Consider the following 17,379-nt stretch of genomic DNA (forward strand, 5'->3'; position numbering starts at 1 on the left):
GGTATAAATATAAGTACAGAAGGGAAGTGAATTGAAATGTTTGTGGATACAGCTAAAATATTTGTAAGATCTGGCGATGGTGGAGACGGAGCCGTATCTTTTAGAAGAGAAAAATATGTTCCCCTTGGAGGTCCAGATGGTGGTGACGGTGGAAAAGGTGGAAATGTTGTACTTATAGTGGATACTAATATGACTACACTGCTGGATTTTGCATATAGAAAAAAATATGCGGCTGAAAAAGGTGGAAATGGTTCTGGTTCAAAGTGCTCTGGAAAAAACGGAGAAGATCTTTATATAAAAGTTCCTCTGGGCACGGTTGTAAAAGATGTGAGTAGCAACAAAATAATGGCTGATTTATCTCATGCCGGTGACAGGTGTTTAGTGGCAAGAGGCGGAAAAGGCGGCAGAGGAAATGTAAGATTTACTACTTCCATAAGACAGGCACCAAATTTTGCTGAGCCGGGAATGCCGGGTGAGGAAAGATATATAGGTCTTGAATTGAAAATATTAGCTGATGTAGGTCTTGTAGGCTTTCCAAATGTAGGTAAATCCACTCTTTTGTCAGTAGTTACTAAAGCAACACCTAAGATTGCCAATTATCATTTTACAACGTTATCACCTAATCTTGGGGTGGTTGATGTACCGGGAATTAAAAGTTTTGTAATGGCCGATATACCAGGTATAATTGAAGGGGCAGCAGAAGGTGTAGGACTTGGAACAGAATTTTTGAGACATATTGAAAGAACCAGGGTTCTCATACATGTAGTTGATATATCTGGGATAGAAGGAAGAAATCCCGTTGATGATTTTGTTAAAATAAATGATGAGTTGAAAAAATATGATGTAAAACTTTGGGATAGACCTCAGATAATTGCTGCAAATAAAGCGGATATGTTATATGATGATAAGTCCTTTGAGAATTTTAAAAATGAACTTAAAAAACTTGGATATACTAAAGTTTTTAAGATATCCTGTGCTACAATGAGTGGGATAAAAGAGCTTATGCAGGAAACAGCAAAGATGCTTGTTTCTATACCTGTTGTAGATATAGAAATAAATGAAGAGGATAGATTTGTACCGGAGGAAAAGAAATTTACTTATAACGTACGGAAAGAGGGAAATGTCTATATAGTTGAGGGAAGTTTTGTTGACAGGCTGCTTGATAGTGTAAACGTAAATGATCCTGATGAATTGAGATATTTCTACAAGGTATTGAAAAATAAAGGAGTTATTGAGGAGTTAGAGAATAAAGGAATTAAAGACGGAGATGTAGTAAGACTCAATGATTTTGAATTTGATTATGTCATGTAATTTATAAACAAATGGGGAGAGACATATGATTAAAAAAGCTATTTTTGGAGGAACCTTTGATCCAATACACATTGGACATATACACATAGCCTATGAGGCACTTTACAGGCTCAAGCTGGATAGGATAGTATTTATGCCAACGGGTAATCCACCTCATAAATTAAAAAAAGATATAACGGATGCTTTATTAAGGTACAATATGGTAAAAGATGCCATTAAATCAGAAAGTAAATTTACTGTAAGTGATTATGAAATAAATAGGCCAAATTTAAGCTATACCTATAATACATTAGAATATTTTAATAACCTGGAAAAACATACTCAATGGTATTTTCTTACCGGTATGGACTGTTTGATGGATATTCAAAATTGGAATAAAGTAGAAGACATATTTAAGCTGTGCCAATTTATTGTATTTAATAGACCGAACTTTCCAGCCTTTACTATGGAGAGTATAAGAAAACAAAAGAAAAAGATTGAAGACAGATATTCTACTGAAGTCATATATCTGGATGCACCTCTTTTGGATATCTCGTCTACTAATATAAGAAACAGCATAAGAGAGGGAAGAAGAGTGGATTATCTTTTGCCGGAAAATGTTTCTGATATTATTGAAAAATTTGGACTTTATAAGTAATGTTTATAATTTTAATTTTGGAGTGATAAGTGATGTGGAATGAGGAACAGATTATAGAGTATTTAAGAGAAAAACTTAAAAAAAGCAGATTTGATCACAGTCTGAGTGTAAGAGATACAGCTGTAAAGATGGCAAAAATCTATAATGCCGATGTTGAAAAGGCAAGAATGGCAGGGCTTGTTCATGATTGTGCCAAATACATGTCAAATGAAGAGATATTGAATATAGCAGATCAAAATAATATATGTATAGATGAAATAACAAGAGCTAATCCTCAGCTTCTACACGGCAGTATTGCTGCCATAATAGCAAAAAATATTATGGGGATTTATGATGAAGAAGTGTTAAATGCCATAAAATATCATACTACAGGTAAGAAGAATATGAATCTTTTGGAAAAGATAATATATATTTCGGATTATATAGAGCCTCTAAGAGATTTTCCAGGAGTGGATAAACTTAGGGAAAAAGCTCTTGTGGATTTAAATGCTGCCATGCTGGATGCCTTTAACAATACTATAGAAGTTGTTATAGCAAGGAATCAGCTGCTACATATAGACACAATTGAAGGAAGAAATTATTTAATTTACAGAACTTTGCATAAATAAATTCGTAAATGTAATTTTATAAAAATATTTAACACAGAGGACAAAAATTTGATATAATAGTGTTGTTGTATTGAAGAACATTATTTTTGATATATTTTATTAATTAGATTTTAGGAGGTTTTATTATGAAGAAGAACATAATAAGTACAAAAAAGGCACCTGGAGCTGTGGGTCCATATTCACAGGCTGTTAAGGTTGGGAACTTTTTATTTACATCGGGACAAATTCCATTGGATCCTGCAACAGGAGAGTTGGTTTCAGGGGATGTAAAAAAAGCTACTGAAAGATCACTTGAAAATATAAAAGCTCTACTTAAAGAAGCGGGAACATCCTTTGACAAGGTTGTGAAGACTACTGTATATGTAAAGAACATGTCAGACTTTGCAGCTGTAAATGAGGTTTATGCAAAATATTTTCAGAAAGATATGCCAGCAAGATCTTGTGTGGAAGTGAAACTTCCAAAGGATGCATTAGTTGAAGTCGAAGTAATAGCATTGGTAGATTAAATAGAACATATTTGAAGAGAGAGTGAACTTTTAAAAGTTCACTCTTTGAATATTAAATTTCATTTTGTATCAAGGCAGCATCAATGTAGAAAGGAATATTATAGTGGACGAAAATAAAATAGTATTTAAAGTAAAAACGGGAGAAGAGGGATTGAAATTAAGAGCATATTTAAAAAAGGTGCAAAAGCTTTCCAGCAGGCTTATAAAGGGGGCGGCTTTGGGTGGAAGACTGGAAATAGATAATAGAAGAGTAAAGTTAAATCATATAGTGAAGGTAGGAGAAAACATATCACTGAATCTTATAAAAGAAGAATCCCAAAATATATCACCCGAAAAAATGGATATACAGGTGGTATATGAGGATAAGGACATAATAGTTGTGAACAAACCACCCGGTATAGTAGTTCATCCTACCAGGAACTATCCCAATGGTACTCTGGCTAATGGGATTGTTTACTATTTTAGAGAGAAAGGTGAAAATTGTATAGTTAGATTGGTGAGCAGGTTGGATATGGGTACTTCAGGCCTTATAATAGTTGGAAAAAATCAATTTGCGCATATGTGTCTGGCAAGAGATATGAAGTGCAAAGATTTTGAAAAAAGCTATATAGCTGTTATCCATGGAAAAATGGAAGATGATGAAGGAATTATAGATTTACCTATATACAGGGATGAAAAAACTGGCATAAAGAGAGTGGTAGATGAAAGAGGGCAGAGAAGTATAACCCGTTACAAGGTAATAGATAATTTTAAAAATGATCAATTGCTGAGGATTACTTTAGAAACTGGCAGAACCCATCAAATCAGAGTTCATCTGAGTTATTTAGGCCATCCACTGTATGGAGATACACTGTACGGTACAGAAGATGATAGTCAGTATATAAAAAGACAGGCACTTCACGCCTATAGGCTCAAATTCCCGCATCCAAGGGGGAACAGGATAATGGAACTGGAATCTGATATACCCCGGGATATCATGAATTTGATAGAAAAAATAAGTTGAAGCTTTTAGCTATTTTTAAACATTTAAACTTCAACTTATCGTATATAATATAATGCTTTATTTTCTGCATATTTTTCATAAGTAAATTCCATTTGAATTCACAAATAATCTGATATAAAAAATCATTTACTTAGAGTATATATTTTTTTTACAGTAAAGATAGCTATTACGACTAACAGTGCTATTACAACTGGAATTGCATATTTATTCCTTATTATTATGTTTTCAATAATGTCTGAATTCAATATCTGTTTTTCATCATGGCTGATGCCGCTTGAAAGGTTTAACTTTCCTATATTTTTTCCTTTAAAGTAGATATCAGCACTACTTACTACATCCCCTACCTTAAAAAGTTTAAAGGACAGATTTTCATTTTTAATACTTAAATGGGGAAGGGCTTTATCACCTTTTTCCTTTACATAATAAAAATTAGAATCTGCAATTAGAGGGACAGAAAGTTTATTTTTGTTATAGGTTGTAACTAAATCTCCCTTTGAATACAGTTTTACCAATTGAAAGTTGTTGAATCCAAAATTAAATAAAGATATTGAATCTGGAAAAAAAGTTTTATTTTTATCGTGAACTAAAGCTACGATTAGTGTTTCGCCATTTCTTGTAGCTACCGCAGTATATGAGTGGAGTGATTGAATTGTGTAACCTGTTTTACCGCCCTGGCACCCACTGTAGTAATACATAGATTGTTTTTGCACAAGCTTATTTTCGTTCCACACAGTTCTTGGCTTGCTGGACTTATTAGTAGGTGGAATGGTATAGGATATAGAGGTGGCAATTTTTGAGTATTCAGGATTTTTATGTAACTCCCTCATTATAAGAGATAGATCTCTTGCAGAAGTTTTGTGTTTTTCATTGAACAATCCAGTGGGATTTATGAAATTGGTGTTTTTTGCTCCTAACTCTTTTGCCCTGGTGTTCATTTTTGCTGCAAATTTGTGCAGTGAGCCGCTGATGTGTTCTGCTAGTGCTTCAGCACAATCGTTATCAGAGGCCAATAACAATCCATATAGTAGATCCCTGACGGTCAACTCTTCACCCGGAAAAAGGCCCAATCTGGTTCCCTCTACAGCCGGTGGGTTGTTACCGATTACTACTTTGTCATCTAAGTTTGTATTTTCCAATGTCAATAGAGCAGTCATTATTTTGGTGGTAGATGCCGGTGGATAAGCAGAATCGGGATTTTTAGCATACAGAATTTCACCGGTTGCTGCATCTAATACAACTGCGCTGTCAGCAGAAACAGAAGGAGGTGTTTCTTTAGCATAAACATTATATGAGCTGCCTGAACAGATAAGCAAAAACAGTAATATAAATGTAATTGTTTTTTTCATTTTTTCCTCCTTTGAAATTGTCTTTAGACAGTATACAAAAAAATAATATAAGTGACAAAAATTTTTTGAAACTGTCAATAATCTAAATTATAAACTTAAATATATTTTAATGCAAATTACAGCTGCTTTAAGAGTACAATGAGTTTTAAGTTTGATATTGGAGGAGGAGATATAATAAGATGAAAAATAAGAAAAAGATAATAGGCTCCGTTGTGATTTTGGCTGTATTTTTTGTATTCCTCATAGTGGGATACATCAATTCTAGACCAGTAAAAATCGATGAGAACAGCAGGGATATATTTGAAGAGGGAGCTACTTCTAAGGATTCCAATGAAACTGGGGATGACAATTATTCCAAAGAGATAACTGTTTATATAAATGGACAGGTTAAGAATCCAGGAGTGTATAAGCTGAAAGACAATAGTAGAGTGGAAAGCCTGGTAAAGGCAGCAGGTGGTTTTACAGATAAAGCTGACAGCTGTAGGTTAAATTTGGCTAAAAAATTAAAAGACGAGGATTATATATATGTAGATAGTAAAATAGGCAATACCTCTGGAGGCCCTAATTCTTCAGCACTATCTGAAAGTCAAATAGGCAGTGATGGTAAAATAAATATAAACAGGGCATCTAAAGAGGAACTTAAAACCATACCCGGTGTAGGGGACATAACTGCACAAAAAATAATGGATTACAGAGAACAGAATGGAGATTTTGCTTCTGTGGAAGATTTGAAGAAAATAGATAGAATAGGTGACAAAACTCTTGATAAAATGAGAGATAAAATAGATGTAAGATAGATTGTTTATTCAAAAATATTGTAAGATATTATATAATTGTAGTGGAGAATGGAGGTGGCGAGTGTGGCTAAAAGATTGACTGAGCTTACGAGGACTTCAGGATGAGCTGCAAAAATAGAGCCGGGGACTCTTTCGAGTATATTAGGTAAACTACCTAAAATGGAAGATAAAGATTTAATAGTTGGAATAGAGACTTCAGATGATGCCGCAGTATATAAATTAAATCAGGAAACAGCAGTAATTCAAACTCTTGATTTTTTTACTCCAGTGGTGGATGATCCCTATACTTTTGGACAAATTGCTGCAGCAAATTCTCTCAGTGATATATATGCCATGGGCGGTAAGCCTAAAGTGGCGCTTAACATAGTCTGTTTCCCTTCCTGTCTTTCAGTGGATGTACTGGGGGAAATATTAAAGGGAGGGGCAGATAAGGTTATTGAAGCTGGAGCTGTTGTAATAGGGGGTCATACGGTAGATGACAATGAACCTAAATTTGGACTGTCAGTTATGGGGCTGGTGCATCCCGATAAAATACTCAGAAATTATGGGTGTAAAGTAGGAGATAAGGTAATATTGACCAAACCCGTTGGTACGGGCATAATAAATACCGCCATAAAAGGTGGAATTGTATCCGATAATGCTTATGATAAGGCAGTTAAAATAATGTCCACGTTGAATAAATATGCAGGAGAGATAATAACAAAATATAATATAACCGCCTGCACGGATATAACTGGTTTTGGACTTATGGGCCATGGCTATGAAATGGCATCTGCGTCTGATGTAACCTTGAAACTTTATGGGAATAAAATTCCGTATATAAGTGAAGCTAAAGGATATGCGGAGATGGGAATTGTTCCTGCAGGTGCATATAAAAACAGGAAATATATAGAAGGCAAATACAGTATAAAAAATATTCCAGGATGGATGGAAGATATACTATTTGATCCGCAAACTTCAGGAGGCCTCCTCTTTACGTGTTCTGAAAGTGAAGCTTATAAAATCATGAATGAAACATGTGGGCTGGAGATAAAGCCTTCCATAATAGGTGAAATTGTACCTTTGCAAGGCAAGAAATATATAATTGTAGAGTAAAATTGGAGTTGTATAAGGAGGTTGTAATTTGGAGAAAAATAAGCTGTTGAGAAAGCTTCCTAAAATTGATGAACTTCTGGATCATGAAGTTGTAAAAGTTGAGTTGGCTGATACTATGAGAATACTTGTGATGAATTCACTCAGGGAGTCCATAGATTTTTACAGGAATCTCATTTTACAGGAAAAGATAGAGGATTTCTCAGAAGAAGAAATACTTGAAAAATTTAAAAGAATAGTTGATAAAAAAAAGGAATCGAATTTTAAGGGACTGATAAATGCTACGGGGGTTATTATACATACTAATTTAGGCAGGTCTCTTTTATGTGAAAATGCTTTAAAAAATGTAATTAATGTATCTAGCAGTTACAGCAATTTAGAATATAATCTGGAAAGCGGCACCAGAGGTTCAAGGTATAAACACGTGGAAGAAATAATTAAAAGGGTTACAGGTGCAGAGAGCTCATTGGTCGTCAATAATAATGCTGCTGCAGTACTGCTGGTTCTAAATACCATGTGTAATGGAAAGGAAGCTGTAGTATCTAGAGGACAGCTTGTGGAAATTGGAGGTTCTTTTAGAATACCGGAAGTTATGAAATTTAGTGGCTCCATTATTGTGGAAGTGGGAACTACCAACAGGACACATATTCAAGATTATGAAAATGCCATAAATGAGAATACAGGCGTATTTATGAAGGTGCATACCTCTAATTTTAAAGTAATTGGATTTTCGGCAGAAGTATCTTCAGAGGATCTGTCTGAGCTTGCAGCAGAAAAGGGAATTCCAGTTATTGAAGATATAGGCAGCGGCACTCTTATAGACTTTTCCAAATATGGTTTTAGCCATGAACCTACAGTGCAGGAAAGTATAAAGAGCGGTATAGATGTAGTTACCTTCAGCGGCGATAAAATGCTGGGAGGACCTCAGGCGGGTATAATTGTGGGGAAAAAGAAGTATATAGACAAGATGAAAAAAAATCAGCTTTTAAGAGCTTTAAGAGTGGATAAGATGACTCTTGCCGCTCTTGAAGCTACTCTTAATTATTATGTAGATGAAAAAGAAGCTGTAAGAAATATTCCCACTCTGTACATGATGCTCAGCAGCAGTGAGAATCAGAAAAGCAGGGCGCAGATCTTAAAAGAAAAGTTGGAGCAGAGAGTGCCTGATTTCAAATTCACTGTGGATAGTGACTATTCAATGGTAGGCGGTGGTTCCATGCCTGAAGAAAAGATACCAACTTATGTAATCAGGACCAGAAGTAATAGAATATCTCCCGAGGAAGTAGATAGGAAATTGAGAAGGGCTGATATTCCCGTAATTGTACGTATAGCTAATGACGAAGTTGTAATGGATTTAAGAACTATATTAGACAAAGATTTTGATACTTTGGTAAATGAATTCGCAGATTTGTAAAACTCTTGTATTGTGTTTATCGGTTTAAGTTTGGAGGGAATTTGTATGAAGCACATTATAATAGGAACAGCAGGTCACATAGATCATGGTAAAACTACACTCATAAGGGCTCTCACGGGGAGAGAAACCGATACCTTGAAAGAAGAAAAAGAAAGAGGGATATCCATAAACCTTGGATTTACTTTTTTTGACTTGCCCTCCGGGAAGAGAGCTGGAATTATAGATGTACCGGGCCATGAAAAGTTTATAAAAAATATGCTGGCAGGAGTAAGTGGAATAGATCTAGTGCTTATGGTCATTGCAGCAGATGAAGGAGTAATGCCCCAAACTAGAGAGCATTTTGAAATACTTCAGCTGTTAAATGTAAATAAGGGCATTATAGTAATTACTAAAATTGATTTAGTTGACAAGGACTGGCTGGAAATGGTAGTGGAAGATGTAAAAAATGAATTTAAAGGAACTTTTCTGGAGGACGTTCCCATTCATAAAGTTTCCTCGAAAACAAAAGAGGGATTGGATTCTCTAATAGAGGATATAGATAGGCTTACAGATGTTGTACCTGCCAGAGATACTGTCGGTCATTTCAGGCTTCCTGTAGACAGGGTATTTTCAGTGAGCGGATTTGGAACTGTTGTAACGGGAACTATAATTAGTGGAAAAATTAAAGAAGGGGAAAACGTACAAATATATCCCTTAAAAATAAAATCCAAGGTAAGGGGAATACAAGTCCATGGACAGCAGGTGAGAGAAGCAGAAGCAGGTGAAAGGTGTGCAATAAACGTAGCAAATGTTAAAACCTCTGATATAGACAGGGGAGATGTGGTGTCTGTAGAAAATTTTATGGAACCTTCCCTTATGGTGGATTGTAAATTATACTATCTTAAAAGTGCTTCAAGACCTTTGGAAAATAGACAGAGGGTGCGATTGTATCATGGTACCAGTGAAATTATATGCAGAGTGGTAATACTTGACCGTGAGAAAGTAAATCCAGGTGAGGAAGCTTATGTCCAGCTCAGACTGGAAAAACAGCTTACATCCCAGAGAAATGACAGATTTGTAATAAGAAGCTACTCCCCAATGTATACCATAGGTGGAGGTACTATAATAGAGCCAGTGGCCAGAAAAGCCAAGAGATTCAATATGGATTATGTAGAAGAATTGAAATTAAAGGAAAGTGGGAAAACTGAAAGCATACTTGAAAATACAATTAAAAATTTAAGCAGCACTTATCCCGGAAAAGAGGAAATATTGAAGGCTATTGGGAAAAAGGATGATAATATTCAGGAGGAACTGAAAAAACTTATGGAAAATGAGTCCATAGCAGTGCTGAACAAAGGCGATAAACCAGTATATATTCACAGGGACTTTTTAGATAAAAAGGTTGAAATGCTGCAGGGCATTTTAAAGGATTTTCACAGTAAAAATCCTTTAAAAAGGGGTATGTCTAAAGAAGAGATTAAAAACAGGGTATTTGGAAATAAAATAAAGCAGAAAATATATGACTATATAATAGAATTGCTGAAGGGTAGAAATGAAATAAAACTTTATGGAAATTTCATATCCCTAGAGAATTTCAAGGTGGAATATACTCCGGCACAGAATAAAATTAGAGAAAATATACTATTTCAATTCAATAAAAGTGGATTTATTCCGCCTAAATATCTGGAATTGGAAGCTGGCTGCGGTGACAAGAGAAATTTCGAGATGGTATTTGAATCCCTGGTGGAGGATGGGGACATAGTAAAAGTTGGAGAAAATTGTTGGTTTTTATCTAAAGACTATGAATTGGCTAAAAATGTCGTAATAAATTTTATAAAGACCCGGGGAAGTATGTCCCTTGCCCAACTGAGGGATGAATTAAATACTAGCAGAAAATATGCCACAATACTTATGGAACATTTTGATGGCATAAAACTTACGAAAAGAGTGGATGACGAGAGAATTCTTTACTAATATCCGGAAAATGCTGTATGTAATTAATACATTGAGGTTATAGTAAAGATGAAAGCACTTATATAAAATATTTATGAAATGTATAAAATTATTTTATAGATTACTATTTCATTAATTTGTTGACATTATAACAGCATTTCACCTATAATAATACTTGTGCTTTCAATGGGAGTAGATAGGTGCTGGTGTGCCTGCCGGTCTTCAAAACCGTGTTGCCGTGCTAAGACCACGACGGGTGGGTTCGATTCCCACATATTCCCGCCAGCTTATACTACTAAAACCATTGAATTTACTTGATTTGATTATATATTTATGGGGATTTAAAAGGATACTTTTACAATGGAAATATTGTGAAAGTATCCTTTTTGTACTTCGAATGCCATTTAGATACCAGTGAAAGTGCTAACGAACGCATAAGGCTGACAATAGCTCCCTTTGTAGCTGAATAATCGATGAGTAAATTGTGGCCTTGGTGCCTTGGTAAGCTACAATTGAAGCTGTATTTATAATCGAATCTCCACATATATTCAAGACCAGGTTGAACAGATTGATGATGAGGTGGAAAAGCTATTGGGGTTTTTCTACATTGAGTTTTGTAACCTAAATATGGATATGGGCAGAGACAGAGGTAATGCAGCATAAAAATCGGGAATAAGTAGCTCAATTTTTTATAATTTCACCTAAAAATGTTGAGCCTAAAATAAGGAGACCTCCTATTATTTGAATAAGTGTCATAGTTTCACCTAAAAATATGGCAGAAATAAATACAGCTGAAATTGGATCTATGTAGCTTAAGATGGCTATAGATTGTCCATCTAATTTTTTTATAGAGGTAAAATAAAGTAAATAGGCTATGCCTGTATGTAAAATACCTACTATAAATATAAAAACCAAGGCCTTATGACTTATCTCGCCAATATGGATGTTGTTTCTATAAAGTATACTGATCAGCAGTACTACAGCTGCTGTTATAAGCTGGATCAGCGTGGTTTCAAAACCTGATAAATTTTTAATAAATTTATTCATTAAAATCACACTGGCATAGAGGACTGCACCCAAAATTCCGTAAGATATTCCTTTTAAATGATTATAGGATCCTGCTGCTGCGGCATTATTGCCAGTATTGAGAATTAAAAATAGTCCTGCAAGTGCCATAATAACGCATCCGGTTTTGAGCGGTGTAAGCTTTTCCCTGAGAATCAGGGGAGATAATATTATTACAAACACAGGAGCAAAATAATAGCTGAGAGTTGCAATGGATACTGTGGTGTACTTGTAAGCCTGAAACAGCGAAATCCAGTTTAATCCGAGGGCTGTTCCTGATATCAGAAGAAGCAGGAGATTTTGCTTTATTGATTGAAAGGAGATTTTTTTCTTTGTGAGATAACACACGCAGACTAAAAATAAGCTTCCAATAAAAGATCTGAAAAAGGCGAGTTCTGCAGAGGGTAAGTTTATATTTTTTACAAATACACCAATACTTCCAAATATAAGCATGGATGTGATAATATTGAGTTTAGCGTTCATTTCCGTTTCCCCCTAAAAAGTTTTATTTTTAAAATGTCTACAGACTAATTATAAAATAAATATCTCTATATAAAAATATATTTTATAGCTTTCTGAGTTTATTGATGTTATAATTTTTACATTGATGAAAAACTGTAATTTGCAAAGAATTTTATTAAAATGCTATAAAAGAGGTGGACTGGGCTTTAGTAAAGTTTACTAAAGATAAATTATGAAAGTAAAAAGAGTAAAAGACAATACGTTTTGCATTGATACGGGAATGACTTATATACCTTTTTATAAAATCAGTGATAAGGAGATTATCATGTTGGATACAGGATGGGCAGAGGGAGAGAGAAAGGGAATAGATGGAATCCTTCAGGAGAACGGCTTTAAGGTTAAGGGAATAATATGCACCCACGCACATATAGATCATGTGGGGAATAATTCGTATCTTAAGGAGAAATATGGATGTGTTATTGCCATGCCAGCTTACGAGGGTCTTATCTGCAGTTCTGCAATAAATTTGAAACTTTATTACAACAGCCAGACGCTGTCAGAAGTCAAAGAGCATTTTGGCAGTATGATCTGTAAAACTGATATTTTGATTTTAAATGATGAGGACAGAATAAATGTAGGTGGTATTGAATTTAAGCTTATTCATACACCAGGACACAGCCCTGCACATATGTGCATTGTAACTCCCGACAATGTTGCATATCTTGGAGATGCTCTCATAAGCTATGAAGTTATGAAGGGAGCCAAGATGCCTTATGCCTATATACTTACAGAGGATTTAAAGAGCAAAAAAAAGCTCTATGATTTAAGCTGTAGTAAGTATATAGTGGCTCATAAAGGTATTTTTGATGATATTACAAAACTTATAACAGATAATATACATTTTTATAGAAATAGAGCAAGAAAGATATATAATGCCATAGAGGACTCTATGACGATGGAAAACATAATGAATGCTGTTATAAAAGAATTTACACTGCATGTAAACAGTAAATACAAATATGCTATTATGAAGAAAATGCTTGAGTCCTATGTAGAGTATTTAAATGAAACGGGAGCTATAAAATTGAACATAGATAGTGGGTTCCTTAAATATTCAAAAGTACATTCTCCTGATTAAAACTTTTCAGACATTTTCTAGAGCCTGCTCCATATCTTCTATTATGTCTTCCACATCCTCTATTCCCACGGATAATCTTAGCAGATCATCATATATCCCCATTTGTATTTTTTCTTCTTCTGTATTATTGGAACATATAGTGGAAGAAGGATGAATTATTATGGATTTGGTGTCGCCTATATTTGTAAGGTTTAATATGAGTTTCAGGCTGTTTAAGAAATTAAAAGCCTTCTTTTTGGTTCCCAGTCTGAAAGTTAAAATACCACCAGCTCCGTTTTTATAATATTTTCTAATCAGGTCATGGTATTTGGAGCTTTCCAGGCCGGGATAGTTTACTTCTGAAACTTTTTTGTTAGAGTCCAGATACTTGGCCACTGTAAGTGCACTTTTACAGTGTTCTTTCATTCTGAGAGCCAGTGTCTCCACCCCTGTAAGATTTAAAAATGCGTTAAAGGGTGACATGGCAGGACCTATATCTCTTCCTATTGTATCTTTGAGTTTGGCTGTAAAGGACATATTGCCGAATTTCTTTATATAAGGCTCAAAATTGTTATATTTTGAGTCAGAATATTTGCTGCTTCCACCATCTATTATAATTCCACCTATGGAGTTGGAGGTTCCGTTTATGTATTTGGATGTGGAGTGTATTACCACATCTGCTCCATGCTGCAGAGGTTTTATGAGATATGGAGTTGTCATGGTTGAATCAATCATCAGAATAATATTGTGCAGCCTGCAGATCTTTGAAACAGGGTCTATGTCAAGAACATTCAGCTTGGGATTCCCTATAGTCTCTGCAAAAACCAATCTGGTATTTTCATTTATGGCCAGTTCCAGGGATTCTTTGTTTAATTCTTCTAAAAATTTTATCTTTATTCCAAAGGATTTTAAATTTCTTATCAAGGTATAGCTGCCGCCATAGAGACCACAGGAAGCAATTATCTCGTTTCCGGGTTCCAATACGTTCATAATTGCAAGGTAGATGGCGCTCATGCCCGATGCTGCAGATGTTGCACTCAGTCCGTCTTCTATGCTGGCCATTCTTCTTTCAAAAGATATGACGGTAGGGTTGGATATCCTGGTGTAGGCATAGCCCATGGATTTTCCAGTGAATATATCCTCTAGATTTTCTGCACTTTTATGAGCATATGCATTTGAAAGGTAGATGGGGGTATTGGTAGCTCCAGTATAATCTATATTAAAATTTCCATGTATGAGTTTTGTATTGAATTTCATTGTTTCACTCCCAGTAATTTATTTGAAGGATGGTGTGTGACAAGCATACCACCCTCCATTGACTTCATGTTATTTTTTTTGTATCACCAATAGATTGTAACCGTCATAGTTTGTATCTTTAAAGATTACCTTGTGTCCCTCGTTTTTTACACTTTGGGGAACATTGTTTATAGGATCGCCGTCATCCAAATAAAATCCCAGCTTTTGTCCGGATTTTACTTTAGAAAGTTCTATTTTCACCTTTACAAAATTTATAGGGCATTTTACTCCTCTTAAATCCACAATTTTAAGGTCTCCAATTTTATCATGGTCGTTCACTTCACCATTGTCTTCATTATAGGATTTTGACTGCGTATTCTCTTCTTTTGGAAGGGTTATTTCCAATTTTCCGTTTAAGGATCTATACATTGCATCCACTTTGTTGTACAGGTATTCTACTTCTGAAGCTTTGCTGGATATATCATTTGTACCGTCTATTTTGTAGTCTATGAGATCTCCAAAAAGCTTTTTAATTGAGGGTTTTACATAACCTGTCTCTACAAAATTCTTGTTGAATTCCTCAAATATCTCTCTGTCTTTGTTTGAATCCACTCCTCTGAGTACCAGAAGGGTTCTTGCCGAGGACAGTGCAGAGGAATACAGATCGGAATTTTGTTTTGTGTCTTTGTACTTCTCAAGTGAGGATTTGGCATTTGACAAATCCAGTTTTATAACATCCATTACACCGGAACTGCATTCTCCAGGCCCTCTGCCCTTTAATGAAAATCTCTCGCAGGCTCCAAAATCAAAGTAAATATCGGGATCTTCTACAAATTTATCCACATCGGTGTACTTGCTCATAAGAGTTTTTATATCCGATGACCTGTTATCCAGAAAATCATAAAAATCTTCATATCCGGAATTAATTTTTAGTTCTGCAAGTTCATGGATGAACAGGGGAACTTTCTTTGCAGGTACATCTCCATAGGTATCTCCCATTCTGGCTACATTTGATCCTATTTTTCCTCCAAAGGATATGGAGTACATTGGAACCAGGCCGTTTTTTGTTCGTCTGGCTCTGCCGTGAAGGCCAAGGGCTCCTTTTTCGTGCTGAGCACAGGAATTTGGGCATCCTGATATAAACAGTCTTGGAAGGGCAGCTTTTATTTCAGGTGATGTACCTTCAAATTCTTTCTTTATGGCTTTTAACAGATTTTGTGAAAGACATAATCCAAGCTGGCAAGTGGAAGCACCCACGCAGGTTACAGAGTTATCTATGTTGTATATGGAAGTAAAGCTGCCTGTTATTTCTATAAGAGCTTCAGCATCTTTTTTCTTTAAATCTCTTATAAAAAATCCCTGGGTGTTTGTAACCCTGATGGATGTTTTATAATTCAAATTTTCTATGAAAGCAAGTACTTTATTTAAGCTTTCAACTTTTAAATTTCCGCTTTGAGGATGAACATAGACGGAATAGTAGCCTTCCTGTTTTTGCGGAAACAGTACATTTTTAGGCTTTTCATCCACATTTACGTCCCGGACAATCTTGGCATCAGGGTGTAGTATAAATTCATTTTCATCCACCTGTATGTTGAGACCGCCTTTTTCCTTTAGTTTGTTTATCTCTGAACTTAATTCTTCAACAAATTTTTTTTCACCCAGTCTCATGAGTATGAACCTTATTCTGGCCTTATTTTTATTGGTTCTGTCTCCTTCGACTTCAAATACATTTTTAAGGCCCTGTATATAGTATAGTATTTCATCTGCTGGTATGAAATCCTTAAGCTTTAAAGCAACTCTCGGACTTCCGCCAAATCCTCCGGCCCCATATACCTCAAAGCCCCTCCTGCCATCTACTATTTTTGCAATGAATCCCAGATCGGATATGGTTGCATTGCCTGTATCTTGTGGACTATTGGAGAAGGCTATCTTGTATTTTCTGGGCATGTTCATGGTGGTTGGATCTTTTATGAGGTAATTGGTGGCTGCTTTTACATAGGGGGTTACGTCAAAGACGTCGTCTGTTGAAACACCTGAAAGAGGGGAACACTCCACATTTCGAACGGTATTTCCACCAGTGCCCTTTGTTATTATGCCTACTTCTATCAAAGAATTTATTATTGGATAGGCATCTTTCAAATCAACACTTTGAAATTGAATGTCCTGTCTGGAGGTGAATTTCAATTTGCCTTTTGCATATTTTTCTGCAAGTTCACTTATACGTTTGAATTGTTCTAAAGTTATGACTCCTCCGGGTATTCTAGTTCTCACCATGTAGGTTTCCTTTTTTCTCTGCTCGTATACACCCATGGAAACCCTAAAAGCTTTAAATCTCACAGGATCTATTGCATTGTTTAAATACTGCTGTGATTTTTCTTTTATGTCTTCTATGGATTTATAATGATCTTCACTTATATTTATCATAATATCTCACTCCTTTTTTAAACTATTTCATACTCAAGCTTTTCAACATTTTTGTCTTTGTCGATTTTAAACAAATTAAATACTGGTTTCTTTTTTTCAAGAGATAAAATTCCGTACAATATTTTGTCATCAAAAGCAAGCCTTTTATCCTCTTCAGATGGCCTGGAAGGTGAATAAGGATGAGAATGATAATTGCCAATCATATTAAATTTTTCACTTCTCATGAGCTTTACAGCTTTGAATTGTTCGGCAGGATCCATGGAAAAATGTTCGCTGCTGTGATCTGTATTGGTCAAGGAGTATATTTTTTTAATAAAAATATCTTTTCCAGAATCCAGTCCTCCAAGATAACCACAGCATTCATCGGGAAATTCATCCCTGGCCTGTTTTAAAATTTTTTCATATTGCAATTTGTCTATATATATCATA

General features: G+C 35.2%; 15 protein-coding genes, 1 tRNA gene and 1 pseudogene. 11 read left to right on the forward strand and 6 right to left on the reverse strand.

Annotated features, from left to right (window positions below; all coding sequences use genetic code 11):
• The first annotated feature begins 36 nt into the window (after nucleotides 1-36).
• From obgE to LN736_RS04670, 5 genes are all read left to right on the forward strand, one after another.
• Entirely contained in the window at nucleotides 37-1,311 is a 1,275-nt protein-coding gene (gene obgE, locus LN736_RS04650) for a GTPase ObgE (RefSeq protein ID WP_150357082.1), read from the forward strand.
• Nucleotides 1,312-1,336: 25 nt separating this feature from the next.
• Nucleotides 1,337-1,948 carry a nicotinate-nucleotide adenylyltransferase gene (gene nadD / locus LN736_RS04655; protein WP_150357083.1) on the forward strand — a complete coding sequence of 204 codons (612 nt, stop codon included), beginning with the start codon at nucleotides 1,337-1,339 and terminating at the stop codon, nucleotides 1,946-1,948.
• A gap of 32 nt (nucleotides 1,949-1,980) precedes the next feature.
• Nucleotides 1,981-2,556: a bis(5'-nucleosyl)-tetraphosphatase (symmetrical) YqeK gene (gene yqeK, locus LN736_RS04660; RefSeq protein ID WP_150357084.1), complete on the forward strand. Its 576-nt coding sequence runs from the start codon at nucleotides 1,981-1,983 to the stop codon at nucleotides 2,554-2,556.
• Nucleotides 2,557-2,681: 125 nt separating this feature from the next.
• Nucleotides 2,682-3,062, forward strand: a complete 381-nt coding sequence (locus LN736_RS04665) for a RidA family protein (RefSeq protein ID WP_150357085.1) — start codon at nucleotides 2,682-2,684, stop codon at nucleotides 3,060-3,062.
• A gap of 103 nt (nucleotides 3,063-3,165) precedes the next feature.
• The gene (locus LN736_RS04670) at nucleotides 3,166-4,065 is read left to right on the forward strand and encodes an RluA family pseudouridine synthase (protein WP_150357086.1); all 900 of its coding nucleotides are present in this window, start codon (nucleotides 3,166-3,168) and stop codon (nucleotides 4,063-4,065) included.
• Nucleotides 4,066-4,187: 122 nt separating this feature from the next.
• Here the strand turns inward: LN736_RS04670 and LN736_RS04675 are convergent, their stop codons facing one another.
• Nucleotides 4,188-5,411 (reverse strand): D-alanyl-D-alanine carboxypeptidase family protein, encoded by a 1,224-nt coding sequence (locus LN736_RS04675; protein WP_150357087.1) that lies wholly within the window; start codon nucleotides 5,409-5,411, stop codon nucleotides 4,188-4,190.
• Nucleotides 5,412-5,590: 179 nt separating this feature from the next.
• Between LN736_RS04675 and LN736_RS04680 the strand changes: the two genes are divergently transcribed.
• The 5 genes from LN736_RS04680 to LN736_RS04700 all read left to right on the forward strand — a co-directional run bounded on the left by LN736_RS04680 (nucleotide 5,591) and on the right by LN736_RS04700 (nucleotide 10,931).
• Nucleotides 5,591-6,208 carry a helix-hairpin-helix domain-containing protein gene (locus LN736_RS04680; RefSeq protein WP_150357088.1) on the forward strand — a complete coding sequence of 206 codons (618 nt, stop codon included), beginning with the start codon at nucleotides 5,591-5,593 and terminating at the stop codon, nucleotides 6,206-6,208.
• A gap of 48 nt (nucleotides 6,209-6,256) precedes the next feature.
• A complete protein-coding gene (gene selD, locus LN736_RS04685; protein WP_179976948.1) occupies nucleotides 6,257-7,303 on the forward strand; it encodes a selenide, water dikinase SelD in 1,047 nt (348 codons plus the stop codon).
• 28 nt (nucleotides 7,304-7,331) lie between these two features.
• Nucleotides 7,332-8,714 (forward strand): L-seryl-tRNA(Sec) selenium transferase, encoded by a 1,383-nt coding sequence (gene selA, locus LN736_RS04690; RefSeq protein ID WP_150357090.1) that lies wholly within the window; start codon nucleotides 7,332-7,334, stop codon nucleotides 8,712-8,714.
• A gap of 45 nt (nucleotides 8,715-8,759) precedes the next feature.
• A complete protein-coding gene (gene selB, locus LN736_RS04695) occupies nucleotides 8,760-10,667 on the forward strand; it encodes a selenocysteine-specific translation elongation factor (RefSeq protein ID WP_179976949.1) in 1,908 nt (635 codons plus the stop codon).
• A 167-nt stretch (nucleotides 10,668-10,834) separates the two neighbouring features.
• A tRNA-Sec gene (locus LN736_RS04700) sits at nucleotides 10,835-10,931 on the forward strand.
• 118 nt (nucleotides 10,932-11,049) lie between these two features.
• Here LN736_RS04700 and LN736_RS19185 read toward each other — a convergent pair.
• Together LN736_RS19185 and LN736_RS04705 are read right to left on the reverse strand one after the other, a co-directional pair.
• Nucleotides 11,050-11,186 (reverse strand): annotated as a pseudogene (locus LN736_RS19185) (NAD(P)-dependent oxidoreductase); the annotation flags it as partial.
• 141 nt (nucleotides 11,187-11,327) lie between these two features.
• A complete protein-coding gene (locus LN736_RS04705; RefSeq protein ID WP_229981047.1) occupies nucleotides 11,328-12,194 on the reverse strand; it encodes a DMT family transporter in 867 nt (288 codons plus the stop codon).
• Between the two features lie 211 nt (nucleotides 12,195-12,405).
• Here LN736_RS04705 and LN736_RS04710 point away from each other — a divergent pair, with 211 nt between their 5' ends.
• A complete protein-coding gene (locus LN736_RS04710) occupies nucleotides 12,406-13,311 on the forward strand; it encodes an MBL fold metallo-hydrolase (RefSeq protein WP_150357093.1) in 906 nt (301 codons plus the stop codon).
• A 6-nt stretch (nucleotides 13,312-13,317) separates the two neighbouring features.
• Here the strand turns inward: LN736_RS04710 and LN736_RS04715 are convergent, their stop codons facing one another.
• The 3 genes from LN736_RS04715 to LN736_RS04725 all read right to left on the reverse strand — a co-directional run bounded on the left by LN736_RS04715 (nucleotide 13,318) and on the right by LN736_RS04725 (nucleotide 17,378).
• Complete coding sequence (locus LN736_RS04715) at nucleotides 13,318-14,547, reverse strand: O-acetylhomoserine aminocarboxypropyltransferase/cysteine synthase family protein (protein ID WP_229981049.1); 1,230 nt, start codon at nucleotides 14,545-14,547, stop codon at nucleotides 13,318-13,320.
• A gap of 69 nt (nucleotides 14,548-14,616) precedes the next feature.
• A complete protein-coding gene (locus tag LN736_RS04720) occupies nucleotides 14,617-16,950 on the reverse strand; it encodes a sulfurtransferase TusA family protein (RefSeq protein ID WP_229981051.1) in 2,334 nt (777 codons plus the stop codon).
• Between the two features lie 17 nt (nucleotides 16,951-16,967).
• Nucleotides 16,968-17,378, reverse strand: coding sequence for a M67 family metallopeptidase (locus LN736_RS04725; protein ID WP_150357096.1), 411 nt, complete (start codon nucleotides 17,376-17,378; stop codon nucleotides 16,968-16,970).
• Nucleotide 17,379: the final 1 nt, after the last annotated feature.

The organism is Clostridium aromativorans, assembly GCF_020908015.1.
GTDB lineage: Bacteria > Bacillota > Clostridia > Clostridiales > Clostridiaceae > Clostridium_B > Clostridium_B aromativorans.